13 protein-coding genes are annotated in these 11,860 nt (G+C 55.6%); 12 read left to right on the top strand and 1 reads right to left on the bottom strand.

The genetic code is table 11. The annotated features are described in order from the left end of the window. Positions 1 to 68 precede the first annotated feature (68 nt). The 8 genes from ACR0JE_RS14635 (at position 69) to ACR0JE_RS14600 (ending at position 5,970) form a co-directional block, all read left to right on the top strand. Positions 69 to 1,199, top strand: a complete 1,131-nt coding sequence (locus ACR0JE_RS14635) for an ABC transporter substrate-binding protein (protein ID WP_353009520.1) — start codon at positions 69 to 71, stop codon at positions 1,197 to 1,199. Between the two features lie 64 nt (positions 1,200 to 1,263). Further along, complete coding sequence (locus tag ACR0JE_RS14630; RefSeq protein ID WP_480543807.1) at positions 1,264 to 2,184, top strand: branched-chain amino acid ABC transporter permease; 921 nt, start codon at positions 1,264 to 1,266, stop codon at positions 2,182 to 2,184. Continuing rightward, entirely contained in the window at positions 2,181 to 3,164 is a 984-nt protein-coding gene (locus ACR0JE_RS14625; RefSeq protein WP_480864689.1) for a branched-chain amino acid ABC transporter permease, read from the top strand. The genes ACR0JE_RS14630 and ACR0JE_RS14625 overlap by 4 nt, the downstream gene beginning before the upstream one ends. Next, positions 3,157 to 3,906: an ABC transporter ATP-binding protein gene (locus ACR0JE_RS14620; protein ID WP_480864688.1), complete on the top strand. Its 750-nt coding sequence runs from the start codon at positions 3,157 to 3,159 to the stop codon at positions 3,904 to 3,906. Before ACR0JE_RS14625 ends, ACR0JE_RS14620 begins: the two co-directional genes overlap by 8 nt. Then, positions 3,903 to 4,589, top strand: coding sequence for an ABC transporter ATP-binding protein (locus tag ACR0JE_RS14615; protein WP_480548282.1), 687 nt, complete (start codon positions 3,903 to 3,905; stop codon positions 4,587 to 4,589). The genes ACR0JE_RS14620 and ACR0JE_RS14615 overlap by 4 nt, the downstream gene beginning before the upstream one ends. Then, a complete protein-coding gene (locus ACR0JE_RS14610) occupies positions 4,589 to 5,002 on the top strand; it encodes an acyl-CoA thioesterase (protein ID WP_480864687.1) in 414 nt (137 codons plus the stop codon). The genes ACR0JE_RS14615 and ACR0JE_RS14610 overlap by 1 nt, the downstream gene beginning before the upstream one ends. Next, complete coding sequence (locus ACR0JE_RS14605) at positions 4,992 to 5,384, top strand: RidA family protein (RefSeq protein ID WP_170537414.1); 393 nt, start codon at positions 4,992 to 4,994, stop codon at positions 5,382 to 5,384. Before ACR0JE_RS14610 ends, ACR0JE_RS14605 begins: the two co-directional genes overlap by 11 nt. A gap of 295 nt (positions 5,385 to 5,679) precedes the next feature. After that, entirely contained in the window at positions 5,680 to 5,970 is a 291-nt protein-coding gene (locus tag ACR0JE_RS14600) for a TFIIB-type zinc ribbon-containing protein (protein WP_480548286.1), read from the top strand. A gap of 357 nt (positions 5,971 to 6,327) precedes the next feature. On the opposite strand, the gene ACR0JE_RS14595 is transcribed toward ACR0JE_RS14600, so the two are convergent. Beyond that, positions 6,328 to 6,591: an ATP-binding protein gene (locus ACR0JE_RS14595; protein ID WP_480826998.1), complete on the bottom strand. Its 264-nt coding sequence runs from the start codon at positions 6,589 to 6,591 to the stop codon at positions 6,328 to 6,330. A 247-nt stretch (positions 6,592 to 6,838) separates the two neighbouring features. On the opposite strand from ACR0JE_RS14595, the gene ACR0JE_RS14590 reads away from it, so the two are divergent. The 4 genes from ACR0JE_RS14590 (at position 6,839) to ACR0JE_RS14575 (ending at position 11,857) form a co-directional block, all read left to right on the top strand. Next, complete coding sequence (locus ACR0JE_RS14590; RefSeq protein ID WP_480864686.1) at positions 6,839 to 7,999, top strand: LacI family DNA-binding transcriptional regulator; 1,161 nt, start codon at positions 6,839 to 6,841, stop codon at positions 7,997 to 7,999. Next, positions 7,996 to 9,351, top strand: a complete 1,356-nt coding sequence (locus tag ACR0JE_RS14585; protein WP_170537420.1) for an extracellular solute-binding protein — start codon at positions 7,996 to 7,998, stop codon at positions 9,349 to 9,351. The genes ACR0JE_RS14590 and ACR0JE_RS14585 overlap by 4 nt, the downstream gene beginning before the upstream one ends. Before the next feature lie 65 nt (positions 9,352 to 9,416). Then, on the top strand, positions 9,417 to 10,649 hold the full coding sequence (locus ACR0JE_RS14580; RefSeq protein WP_480864685.1) for a carbohydrate ABC transporter permease: 1,233 nt from the start codon (positions 9,417 to 9,419) through the stop codon (positions 10,647 to 10,649). Next, positions 10,649 to 11,857 carry a carbohydrate ABC transporter permease gene (locus ACR0JE_RS14575; protein ID WP_480543799.1) on the top strand — a complete coding sequence of 403 codons (1,209 nt, stop codon included), beginning with the start codon at positions 10,649 to 10,651 and terminating at the stop codon, positions 11,855 to 11,857. The genes ACR0JE_RS14580 and ACR0JE_RS14575 overlap by 1 nt, the downstream gene beginning before the upstream one ends. The last annotated feature ends 3 nt before the right edge of the window (positions 11,858 to 11,860 follow it).

The following is an 11,860-nucleotide window of genomic DNA, read 5'->3' as shown; positions in this document are numbered from 1 at the left end:
GGACAAAGCCACGCTTAAAGTGGGAACAAGTTAACCGTGCCGAAACGAAACAGGGAAAGGAAAAACCAATGAAAAAAATACTTGCGATGACGACAGCGCTTGCGCTTGCCGCTACCGGAGCGGTGGCCGAGACCAAGATCGGCATGATCACGACACTTTCAGGTGGAGGTGCCGGCCTGGGGATTGATGTGCGCGATGGCTTCATGCTGGCAATCAAACAATCCGGCCGTGATGATGTAGAGGTTGTGATCGAAGACGATCAGCGCAAGCCGGACATCGCGGTTCAACTGTCAGACAAGATGATCCAGTCTGAGAAAGTTGACATAATGACTGGAATCATTTGGTCAAACTTGGCCATGGCTGTCGTCCCTTCGGCCGTAAACCAGGACGTTTTCTATCTGTCGCCCAATGCGGGACCTTCGGCATTGGCAGGAAAAGGCTGCCACAAAAACTACTTCAACGTTGCCTGGCAGAACGACAATCTTCACGAGGCTGCTGGCGCGTATGCAAATGGTGCGGGCTACGCCAACAGCTTTATCCTTGCCCCCAATTACCCGGCCGGGAAAGATGCTTTGACCGGATATAAGCGTTTCTTTGAAGGTGAGCTGGCCGGCGAGCTTTATACCGAACTTGGCCAAACAGACTATGCGGCAGAGATCGCGCAGATCCGTGCCTCGGGTGCAGATAGCGTGTTTTTCTTCTTGCCCGGCGGAATGGGAATTTCCTTCTTGAAGCAATATGCAGATAGCGGTGTTGATCTGCCTGTGGTCGGTCCGGCGTTCAGTTTTGACCAAGGTATCCTGCAAGCGGTGGGGGGCGCCGCCTTGGGCGTGGTGAACACATCGCAGTGGAACAAGGATATCGACAATCCGACAAATGCCGCCTTTGTCGAGAGCTTTCAGGCTGAATACGGGCGTCTTCCGTCGCTGTATGCAAGCCAGGGGTTCGATACGGCAAACCTGATCCTATCGGCCCTGAACACCACGAGTGTTGACGATGCCGACGCGTTCCGTGCGGCTCTGAAAGCCGCCGAGTTTGACAGCACGCGCGGCGACTTTGCCTTTGGCGACAACCATCACCCGGTCCAAACGATCTATGCCCGTGAGGTGATCCAGGAAGGTGACGTTTTCACCAATAAAATTCTTGGTGCCGCCCTCGAAAACCACGCTGACGCCTACGCGGGTGATTGCAAGATGTAGTGACGATGGCAGGCCTGCCGCGCGTGGTGTGCACGGCAGGCCTGTTTGTTTCCGAGGCGATTGAATGTCAGCTATTCTCATTATTGAGCAGGTTCTGAACGGGCTTCAGTTTGGTGTTATGCTATTTCTGATGGCAGCAGGCCTGACCCTGATCTTCGGTGTTATGGGGTTGATTAATCTGGCCCATGGTTCGCTGTACATGGTTGGGGCCTTCGCGGCCGCAGCCGTTGCAGGATACACAGGCTCTTTCGTTCTGGCGCTTGTGGCGGCGCTGGCTGCCGCGGCCTGTGCTGGCGCGATTGTTGAAATGACCGTTATCCGACGGCTTTATCATGCTCCGCATTTGGATCAGGTGTTGGCGACTTTTGCCCTGATTTTGATCTTTTCCGAAGGTACGAGATGGGTTTTTGGGTCTTTCCCTCTGTTTCTTGACATCCCCGATTACCTGTCAGGCCCGATCACATTGCCGGGCGGTATTGAATATCCCTTTTATCGTTTGACCCTTATTTGCGTGGGTATTGTGGTGGCCCTGGGGCTGTGGTGGCTTACCGCCCGTACCCGGATCGGTATCCAGATCCGCGCAGGAGAAAATGACCGCGAGATGATCGCAGCGCTTGGCGTCGATATCTCGAAACTCTACACGATCGTCTTTGCCCTGGGCGCGGCGCTAGCCGGGTTCGCAGGTGCATTGGTGGGTGCTATCCAATCGGTGCAGGTGGGGATGGGAGAGCCTGTTTTGATCCTTGCCTTTGTGGTGATCGTGATCGGCGGAATCGGTTCGATCAAAGGGGCGTTCATCGGGGCTGTCCTGGTCGGATTGACCGATACGCTGGGTGGAATATTCCTGCCGGAAGTTTTTAAACTGTTCATGGAAGCAGGCGCTGCGACGCAAACCGGCTCTGCCTTGGCGTCGATGGCTGTCTATATCCTTATGAGCATCGTTCTGATCTGGCGCCCGACCGGTTTGTTTGGGGTGCGGGCATGATCAAGGAACATTATGTCAATTGGGTCGTGCTGGCCGGGCTTTCGGTCGTGCCGCTTTGGGCTCTTGCGGTTGATGAACCATTCACGATCACATTGGCCACACGGACCGTTATTCTGGCACTGGCCGCGGTGGGGTTGAACATCGCGCTTGGGATTGGCGGCTTGGTGAGCCTTGGGCATGCGGTGTTTTTTGGCCTAGGCGGCTATGCGATGGGCATTCTCGCCCATCATGCCCAGACATATACCGCGCTAGAGCTTGGACCATTCAGCATCGAAGGCACAAAATCCATGCCGGTGATATGGTTGACGGCGATTGTCACCTCCGCCCTGGCGGCGTTGTTGATCGGGCTACTGTCTCTGCGCACAACGGGTGTCTATTTCATCATGATCACGCTCGCGTTTGGACAGATGTTCTTTTTCTTCTCCATTTCCTGGAGCGCCTATGGCGGCGAAGATGGTCTGTCGATCTACGTGCGCAACGGATTTCCAGGCATGAACACGCTAGTCCCGATCCAGTTCTTCGGTCTGTGTTTCGCGGCGCTTTGTGCCGCGCTGCTGCTCCACTGGCGACTTCGTGCATCTCCTTTTGGCTTGGCTTTGAACGCAGCACGACAGGTGCCGCAACGTGTGGAAACGGTCGGGCTGAATCCGATGCGTCTGAAGCTTTTGGCCTTTGTCATCTCTGGAGCGGTGACCGGACTAGCGGGTGCTCTTTTTGCTGATCTAAATCGTTTCGTGAGTCCGACGATGTTCAGCTGGCAACTGTCGGGCGAGTTGATTGTTCTGATTATCATTGGTGGTGTTGGGCGTCTGATAGGTCCTGTCATTGGAGCCGCACTATTTGTTATGCTCGAGCATTTTTTGGGGGGTTTGACCGATTTCTGGCATGTTTGGCTTGGGGTGATCCTGCTTCTGATTGTGCTGTTCGCCCGCGGTGGCCTGTTGGGCATTTTGACCGGCAAAGAGGGGCCCAATGTCTAACGTTGTATTATCTACGCGGAACCTCAAAAAGAGCTTTGGCGCGCTCAAGGCCACGCAGGATGTTTCGATTGATTTGAGGGCTGGGGAAATCCACGCCATCATCGGTCCGAACGGCGCTGGCAAGTCAACGCTGATTGGCCAAATCTGTGGAGGATTGAGGCCCGATTCCGGCCGCGTCTACTTGAACAATCAGGACATCTCGTCCCTATCGACACAGGAGCGTGCCAGGGCCGGTCTAGGGCGAACCTTCCAAATCTCTGCACTTGCGATGGAAGACACCGTGCTTGAAAATGCGCTGCTGGGTGCGCTTGGACATTCCGGAAACCCTTGGCGTTTCTGGGGCGCGGCAAGCCGGGATACAGACTTGCGCGACAGGGCTATGGAGGCGCTTGTCCGCGTCGGCCTAGACGGTGTCGCAGGCCAAACCACTGCCAATCTCAGCCATGGGCAACGCAGACAATTGGAAGTCGCCGTTGCCTTAACCCTGTCCCCTAAGGCCTTTGTCATGGATGAACCGATGGCGGGATTGGGTGCGGAGGGGTCGAAGGAAATGACCGGCTTTCTGGACAAACTGCGCCACGAGGCACCGATCCTGCTGGTTGAACATGACATGGATGCAGTTTTCTCGCTGGCCGACCGGATCAGCGTTCTCGTCTATGGCCAGGTGATTGCGTCCGGAACGGTCGATGAAATTCGATCATCGCCCGAGGTCCGAGAGGCCTATTTGGGGGAGGAGGCATGAGTTTGCTCGAGGTTGAAAACCTAACAGCATCCTACGGTCGTACGCCTGCTTTGTTCGGCGTTGATCTGACCCTGAACGCAGGCGAGGTTTGCGCATTGATGGGGCGGAACGGTATGGGAAAATCCACCACTGTCAAAGCGATCTGCCGAATGATCGACTCGTTCGGCAGCCTGATGTTTAATGGCAAAAACCTGCATAAGATGGCGAGCCATAACGTGGCTCGGCTGGGTGTTGGATTGGTGCCAGAAGGGCGTCGTTGCTTTCGGGATCTGACGGTCGAAGAGAACCTCATTGCTGCGGCACGCTCTGGCGCTTGGGACTTAAATGCCGTCGCCCGGCTTTTTCCCCGACTTGAAGAACGCAGGGGCCAACGCGCGGCCTCGCTTTCCGGCGGAGAGCAACAGATGCTCGCAATTGGACGGGCATTGATGACCAATCCTCAGCTTTTGGTGTTGGACGAAGCCACTGAGGGCCTGGCCCCGATTGTCCGTCAAGAAATCTGGGCAGCGATCACGCAGATTAAGCGTGAAACCGGCATGTCGATCCTGTTGATAGACAAATCCCTGCGCGAGCTGTCCTCGGTTGCCGACAACGCCGTCATTTTGGCGCGGGGCAAGACGGTCTGGGCTGGCAAAATGGACGCTTTGACGCCCGAATTGACCGCGCAATATGTAGGTGTGTGATGAGCTTTGAACTTACACAGAAGGTCATGTTCAAACACTGCGACCCTGCCGGGATTGTCTTCTACCCACGCTATTTCGAGATGATTAACGACTGCGTCGAGTGTTTTTTCGCGGACGTGCTGGATTGGCCATTCGAAGACATTCATGGCCAGAGCGGCGTGCCGACGGCACAGATCAACACGCGGTTTGCCGCCCCAAGCCGGCACGGGGACAAGCTGATATTGCGATTGAAGATTTCTGCCGTCAGCCGCCGATCAATGACGTTTCGCCTGACTGCGCATTGTGAAGAAGAGCTTAGATTCGCAACCGAGGCAACCTTGGTTCACATCAACGCGACAGGACGTGCAGCGCCCTGGCCGGAACGGATCGCACAACGACTGCAAGACTTGAAGGAGCCCACTGATGCCGCATGACGTAATTCACCCCGAAGGTTGGCTGCCGGCGCTGGGCTATGCAAATGGAATACTGGCTAAAGATGGCACGCTTCATATTGGTGGCCAGATTGGATGGGACGCGAACAAAGAGTTTGTGAGTGACGATTTCATCGGTCAAATGCGTCAGGCGCTGCTCAACATCCGCACAATTGTCGAAACGGCCGGTGGCAAAGTCGAGGATGTGATGCGCCTGACCTGGTTTGTCACCGACAAGGCTGAATATTTGGCCGCTCAACGCGAAGTTGGTCAGGCCTATCGGGAGATTTTTGGCAGACATTTCCCGGCCATGTCGATGGTGGTTGTTGCTGGTCTTGTTGAAGACGCGGCAAAGGTCGAAATCGAAGCAACGGCGCAATTGTGATTTTGGTGCAAGCCTATTTCATCTGCGATATGTAACGAACGCCAATCTGTCGGTATGGCGGCGCACTGCCTTCGATCCGTGCTGACTATCTTGCGCGTTCGCCGACTAGGCCGTGATGGAACATTGGTCCATCAATTGGAGCACATCGGGCCACATTATCCAGGGCGCAGTGAACCAATCCTTTGAAGATAACCGCTGATCCAATGGAGTTCTCAGCCTTGTAAAGGCATCGCTCAACTACAATTTAGGTAAGGTCTGCCCACTGGTAAATCACGCTTAGCAAAGGATATCGCACATGCCCCTGATGACATCTCCAATCGACGGTTCGCCCATGCGTGAGGTGGAACGCTATGGTGTTAAGATGGATATCTGTCCCTCTTCGGGTGGCATCTGGTTGGATCGTGGAGAGTTGGAAAAGATCATCATGGCCATCCGCGAAGAAGCGCTCATCGATAGCGGCGTCTCCGCTGACGATGCATATTCTGATGTGCACTATCACGAAAGCCCCCAGCGCACGCCGCAGGATTACCCAAAACGCCGCAAGCGGGGCGGCATGTTCGACAATCTGCTAGAGATTTTCGACTAGGCATGTCACGCTATTCGTGGCCACTACTGCCGTGCTCGTATGTATGACCGATTGCCGGGCCTACCGTGTGACTGCCGGGCAAGTCCGGATTGAGGATTTGGCTTAGGCCTTCAAGCGCTGCCACGCAGCTTTGCAAGACCGGACTTTCGCCACAACTGCAGCGTCTAGGTAGTCGGCTAGGTGCCCCGTTTGGGCCGGCACTCTGCCCTGATCGCCTGAAACTGACGGATCGCTTAAGCTCATAGGAACACGTGTTTTGGTGCGCGTCAAAGCCTGGTTCGGCGTTAATACAGACGATGATTGCAGATAGGGAGAGGCTGCGCCGTGACCGCTGGCGCAATAAGCAAAGCGCTTTGTTCACGTACGAAGCGTTACCTCACAAGCCAAGCGACCTAGGCGTTCCGATGTATTAAGTTCCAGCTTCCCACCATAGGCAGCCAGTAAATCAACGGAAATAGACAGGCCTAAACCAGTTCCTCTTACTGAGGTGTCCAGCTGACTGCCGGACCGAAGGGCTTCGTCTCGGGCGCCTTCCGGAATGCCGGGCCCGTCATCTTCAATACAAAGTTCGATACCGCTTTCAGTACGCATTGCGGTGATTTGGAATGTTGTCTGGCTCAAGAATTGGACACAAGTGGCGTTACGTTGTGATCGCTATCCAAGGTCTTCCTCTCCTCAGTCGCCCTCGTAACAGCCATCATCTACTGGTTGTGAATCCTGACCCGAGATCGTCGCGACAGTGTCTCTTCGGATATTAGAGTTTTAGGCGTCTTCCAGGAACCAAGTTGGCTCTGCCAGCAGAGGTTCAGGCTGCGGAAGTTCTACAAATCTGTTGCCGAAACCGGTTTCGGAGCTGAAAGTTAAAAAGATGGGAGCGAATCTTACAAATCGGTTGGATGTATCTGTTGCTGAAAATCAGCAGATTTCTGGCCGTGTTAAGATCCATGATCTTGCAGCCCGGCTTGGTCTTTCAAAAAGCACGGTTTCGCGCGCGCTGAACGGATATCCCGATATTTCCGAAACCACGCGCAAGCGTGTCGAAACCATGGCACGTAAGCTCGGGTACCGTCCCCTTAGCCATGCGCAAGCTATTCGAACCGGGCGTGTTCGCGCTATTGCGATGGTGCTCAACGCTGATGAGCCGGATGGCCACAACCCATTTTTGCAGGAATTCCTAGCCGGAGCTTGCGAGGCCGCAAGCGGGTTTGACTGGACCATGACGATATCAACCGCAAGATCCGAGCAGGACACGCTCAAGGTTCTTGCCCGTCTTGTGGAAGAGCATAAGGCCGATGGGTTTATCCTGCCTCGAACTGCGGTCAACGACGCGCGTATTCGATTTTTACGGCATCTGGACGTGCCGTTCATCCTATATGGCCGCACTGGATATGGATGCGCCACTCCGCCTGCAAATACGTCGTGGTTCGATATCTCGGGCGAGACAGCCATCCGTAAGGCGGTGCTTCGGCTGGCAGGTCACAACCATACCCGCATCGGGTATGTCGGCAGTGATCTGAAATTCAACTACAGCCATCTCCGCCGCGATGGTTATGTTGAAGGGCTGGGTATCGCCGGGTTGCCTTTCGATCCAGAGCTTGTGCGGAACGGCGCTCGAACGCGCGAAGAGGGAGCCGCCGAAAGCCGGGCGCTTCTGCGTCTGGATCGGCCACCCACCGCCATCGTTTTTGCCACCGACCTGGCGGCCTTGGGATGTTACGGGGTCGCAACCGATCTAGGGCTGAAGATCGGACAGGATATTTCGATCATTGGTTATGACGGTATCCCTGAATGCCACTATGCCCGTCCGGGCCTGACGACGTTTAATGTTGATAGCCACGCTGCGGGGGCTCGCCTCGCAACATTGCTGATCCGTCAAATCCGGGGGGAAGCCCCTGACACTTTGCGCGAGCTTGGCGAGGCATCTTTGACCGAACGGGCCTCTGACGGCCCGCCATCGCTGACGTCGGAGGAGTTGGCGGAAAAAATCACGAAATCCAATGAACACATCTTGGGAGGAACCAATCAATGAAACTTACGCCCAAAGCGGCCAAGCTTATGCTGGGCTCGTCGCTTGCACTCGCGCTGACTGCGTTATCCGTACAGGCTGATACGATCCGTTTCTGGACCACTGAAGAACAACCAGAGCGTCTGGCCAGACAGCAGGAGATGGCTGATCAGTTCAAGGCCCAGACCGGTACGACAGTTGAGGTGATCCCGGTTACCGAAAGCGATCTTGGCACCCGCGCCACCGCCGCCTTTGCTGCCGGCGATCTGCCGGACGTAGTTTACCACCCGCTGCAATATGCCCTTCCATGGGCTGAAGCTGGCATTCTGGACACCGGGGCTGCAAGTGAAGTGATCGAGGATCTGGGCGCGGATACCTTTGCCCCGGGCCCTCTGTCCATGGCTGCCTTTGATGATGAAACTGCTTCGGTTCCGGTCGACGGCTGGACCCAGATGGTAGTCTATCGCAAGGACCTGTTTGATGAGGCGGGTCTGGAAGCACCGAACAGTTTTGCTGACATTCAGGCGGCGCTGGATGCGCTGCATAACCCACCTGAAATGTACGGGTTTGTTTCCGCGACCAAGGTTGATGAAAACTTCATGAGCCAGGTGTTGGAGCATGTCTTCCTCGCCAATGGCGTCAGCCCTGTAGGTTCCGACGGCTTCCAGCCATTGGACGAAGCCAAGACCACCGAGGTTCTGGACTTCTACAAAGCGATCTCTCAGGCCTCGCCTCCGGGTGAATTGTACTGGAAGCAATCGCGTGAGCTGTATTTCGACGGCAAAGCCGCCATGATCATCTGGTCCCCATTCATTCTGGACGAGCTGGCTGGTCTGCGCGACAGTGCGCCGCCAACCATCAACGACGATCCGACCTCGCGCGATCTGGCCAGCAAGACCGGAATCGTGACCAAGCTGTCCGGCCCCTCGAACCCGGATGGAGCTGCTTGGGGTGATGTGCGTTACTTCGGTATTACCAGCGATGCGGATACCGATGCGGCGATCGACTTTGTGAAGTTTGCTATGGATGATGGCTACACCCAAACTTTGGCTATCGCACCAGAGGGCAAGTTCCCCGTCCGTCGTGGCAACGCCGATAACCCGACTGCCTTTGCGGAAGCATGGGCTGAACTGCCCGTTGGTGTCGATCGCAAAGCGCCGCTCGGAGATCTCTATGAACAGGCCATGATCGATGAAATCGTTGGCGGTCTGGACGTTGCCCAGCGCTGGGGCGTGGCTGAAGGTCAGCTGGCACTAGCGTCGAAGATGATCAACAGCCAAGCGATCAATCGGGTCGTTCGTCAGTACATTGATGGTGAAATTGACGCTGCAGCTGCGGTTGCCGCCATGAATGACGAACTCGCCAAGGTCGAATAACGCGACCTCTCTTTGGCATCTGCAGCGGCGTTCGCGCCGTTGCACCCAACCCCTCGAGGTACCTCATGACTTCGGCCACCCCACCGACCGGAACCGGGGCCTTAGCCAAACGCGAGGCGCGTCTGGCCTGGGCGCTGCTGGCTCCAACCATCATAAGCGTGTCGCTGGTTGTGATCTTGCCATTGCTGGCAATCATCTGGATCAGCTTCAAACCCTTCTCGCTGTCAGACCTGCGTCCACCTGCGCCCGTTGTACGCGAGAGCCTGCGAGGATCGGGTGACGATCTGCGTATCGAATATCGACTGCGCAACTCTAGTCAGGAAATCGCTGTCGAAGGTGTAACGCTCAGCGATGTTTTGCCTGATGGTGTCACCGCGGGTGAGGTCGCCACCCCATGCATTCTGAATGGACAAGACCTATTCTGCGATTTCGGTACGTTGGAGGGTGGTCAACGGGAACGTATTCGCATTCCGGTCACCCTGGATGGCGATAAGGACACATTTGAAGATCTAGTGGAAGGATCCGAACCGGGCATTACCGGGAAAGGACCAAACGTTCTGACCAATCTGGAGTTCAGTCTGGAAAACTTCGCTCGTGTCTTTGACGGATCAGAATTCTGGGGCGTTCTCTGGGTCACCTTGTTTTACACCGTCTTCGGTACAATTGGTGCCCTGGTCATGGGCCTGTTTGCCGCGCTGTTGCTGAACAAAAGCTTCAGAGGTCAGGGCTTCATCCGGGGTCTTTATCTATTCCCCTATGTCGCTCCCGTGATTGCCGTGGCCTTCACATGGGTCACACTGTTTGACCCCTTTTCTGGCTCGGCCAATGCGTTGCTGGTGCAAATGGGGCTCAGTAATGATCCGATCAACTTTTTCGGTGAACGACCACTGGCACTGATCATGGTCACGGTGTTCGAAATCTGGCGCTATTTTCCACTGTCCTTCCTATTCATTCTGGCGCGGATGCAGTCCATCGACTCCAGCATGTACGAAGCTGCCGATATGGATGGGGCCTCACCATTCCAAAAGTTCTGGCTGCTGAGCATTCCGCAATTGCTGGGCATCCTGTCGGTGCTGTTCCTGCTGCGCTTTATTTGGACGTTCAATAAGTTCGACGACATCTTCCTGCTGACCGGCGGCAATGCGGGGACCCGCACATTGACCGTGAACGTCTATGAGCAAGCCTTTGCGATCTCGAATATCGGTGCAGGCGCGGCCGTTGCTGTTGTGATCCTGATGTGCCTGATCACTTTCAGCTTCGTCTTCTTCCGCTTCATCAGCCGTGAGGAGGGTTTGTGATGCGCAATGGATTTATCACTGGACCTGTTCTGGGTGCACTTTGGCTGGTGGTCATTTCCACAACCGTCGCGGTGACCATGTCTTTCGCGACGGGCGCAGCCTTTCGTCCGCAGGTTCTGATGAGCCTGATCTGGGGGGCGGTGGTTGGTCTGACCTACGTTCGCTTTCCGGCGCGTCTTGCCCCGGCACGCCTGGGTGTGACGGCCCTGCTGGGCCTGTCCTGTGTGACAGGTTTTGGTCCGGTTCTGGTCGGGTCAGACACCACGCTGCAGGCCACGATGATTACCGTCATCGCCATGGCTTTGGTGATGCATCTTTCAATGGCAGAAATCTTGAAGGAACTGCCTTTCGGAGAGCTAACCCGCCATGAGTTCGAGGATGCGGTGATCCGCTTCTGCACCGGATTCGGCTATATCTTCTTTACCGCCATTGTCGTCATTCCCTTCTATGTGATGGTAATGACCAGCCTGAAATCGCAACAGGCGCTGTTACAAAATCCGCTGGATTTCTCGGTGGACCTTTCGCAGGGCTGGGCGCTTTTTCGCAGCTATACGGAACTCTTCCGCGATTTTAACTTCGGCACCTATCTTTGGACCTCTCTCTATGTCTCGGTCCTGACAGTTTTCATCACACTGGCGTTTAGCGTTCCAGGTGCCTATGCGGTCGCGCGTTTCCGGTTTCAGGGGCAAAAGGCGTTCTCTCGCTCAATCCTGCTGATCTACATGGTGCCGATGATCGTTCTGGCGCTGCCGATCTATATTGCGTTCTCGCTGACTGGTCTGCGCAACTCTATCCTGGGCATCGTTATGATCTATCCGGTCACGACGATCCCGGTCGCGCTTTACATGCTGCAGGGGTATTTCCGTGGACTCCCGACCGAGGTGGAGGAGGCTGGTCTGATGGATGGCCTCTCGCGCTTGGCGGTGATCTGGAAGATCACGTTGCCGCTCAGCCTGCCAGCCCTAGCCTCGGTCTCACTCTATGTCTTCATGATTGCCTGGAACGAGTTCCTGCTGGCCTTCATGTTGCTGGACGATCCGTCGAAATTCACTCTGACCCGAGGGGTCACCATGCTGAACTCCTCAGAAATTCCCCGACAGCACCTTATGGCCGGCGCGGTGATCGCCACTGTTCCGATCATGGCGCTGTTCCTGGGGCTTGAACGTTTCATGACCAAAGGCCTGACGGCAGGGTCTGTCAAAGGATGACCG

The sequence above is a fragment of the Ruegeria sp. H3 genome, from assembly GCF_056533095.1.
The sequence above is the reverse complement of the archived record's forward strand: the minus strand, read 5'-3'. Positions and strand labels throughout refer to the sequence as shown.